Genomic DNA, 1,336 nt, shown 5'->3' with positions numbered 1-1,336 from the left:
GGGCCGCCTTGAAGACGTACAGAAACTTTGAACCACCTCGCCGGCAGTCCGGCCGCCCATGCCTCTACGGCGCCGCAGCCCGCACCGCCTGGTCGATGAGCAGTGCCGCTTGGTCCGCCGTCGTCTGCGAGGTGTCGATGGTGATGTCCGCGGTCGACGCAGGCGCAGTTTCGTCCCATGCTCTGAGCCGCTGCCAGGTGTCGCCCGTCCCTCGTCGAGCTATTCGCTGTTCGGCCACGTCTCGGGGGCAGGTGAGAGCCACAACGGTCCAGGACACATCGGGGAAGGCTTGCCGTACAGCGTCGATTGCCTCGACCTGGCCGAGATGCACGACGGGAATGGCGTCGTCGAGCTGCTGACGGAGGCCGGGGCTGTCGACGACATACACCGAGCCATACCGCTGGTTCTCCCAGACCACATCACTTGATGCCCGCAGCGCGGTTAGCTCGGCTTCGGTGGTCATACGGTAGCCATCGGTGCGCCCAGGTCCAACCTTCAGGCGTTGGAACTGCTGGTAGCGGCCGTCGAGCTGGTGCAGGGCCGCCGTGATGGTGTCTTTCCCTGATGCTGGCGGACCGTAGAGGATCACGCCGTGCATCAGTCGAGCTCCAACCCCATCAAGGACTTCACCAAGGTTTCCGCCTGTTCCTGCAAGGGCTTCGCAGACACACAGTTGTTGACGACCGTGTGATCGACTGGCGGCCGGAAACCTGTATCGATGCGGCTGAGGTAGCCCGCCCAGTCAGCGAGCTTTGCCGCATCGCGTGCAGCTCCCCGTCTCCGCAGGTACAGGTTCATCGTGTCCTCGTCGCAGTACACCCAAACCACGCTCAGCGAGGCGTCCATGCTGGCGAATCGTGCGCGCGTCCGGTCCAGCCACTGCGGGTTCTGAAACTCGGCAATGAAGGGTGCAGTCACGATGACGCTGTTGCCGCATTGCACGTTCTCTTCCGCCGCAGCACTCAGGGCTTCGTACTCCCGGGGCCGGACGAGCTTCAGGTAAGTCTCCGACTCCCGGTCATGCGGTGACTGGCCCAGAATCTCCAACGCGGCTTCAACGATTGGCCGGGTCAGCGTGTCCTTGTCGAGCATGGGCCAGCCGGTGGCACGAGCAAGCATTCGGCCCAACTCGGTCTTGCCGCTGCCGGCGTACCCGCCGATGAGCACCACGCGCGGCTTCGGCAGGCGGACCGGCCCCCGTCGCTCCTGGTTGGGCACGCGCACAACCCTCTTGGACCGGGACTTGCTCTCGATGACGCCTTCTGCTTCCAGCAGCTTCATGGCTGAGGTGACGGTGAAGGCGCTCGTGTTCCACTCGGCCGCCAGCTCGCGGCTA

General features: G+C 64.7%; 2 protein-coding genes. Both read right to left on the bottom strand.

What is annotated here, in order from left to right:
* Window positions 1-64: 64 nt before the first annotated feature.
* Window positions 65-598: a kinase gene (locus AB0D28_RS29900; protein WP_357391266.1), complete on the bottom strand. Its 534-nt coding sequence runs from the start codon at window positions 596-598 to the stop codon at window positions 65-67.
* On the bottom strand, window positions 598-1,336 hold a 739-nt coding region (locus tag AB0D28_RS29895), incomplete at its 5' end, for an AAA family ATPase (protein WP_357391264.1). The genes AB0D28_RS29900 and AB0D28_RS29895, both read right to left, overlap by 1 nt.

This window comes from Micromonospora sp. NPDC048169 (assembly GCF_040652815.1).
In the GTDB taxonomy this organism is placed as follows: domain Bacteria; phylum Actinomycetota; class Actinomycetes; order Mycobacteriales; family Micromonosporaceae; genus Micromonospora.
The sequence above is the reverse complement of the archived record's forward strand: the minus strand, read 5'-3'. Positions and strand labels throughout refer to the sequence as shown.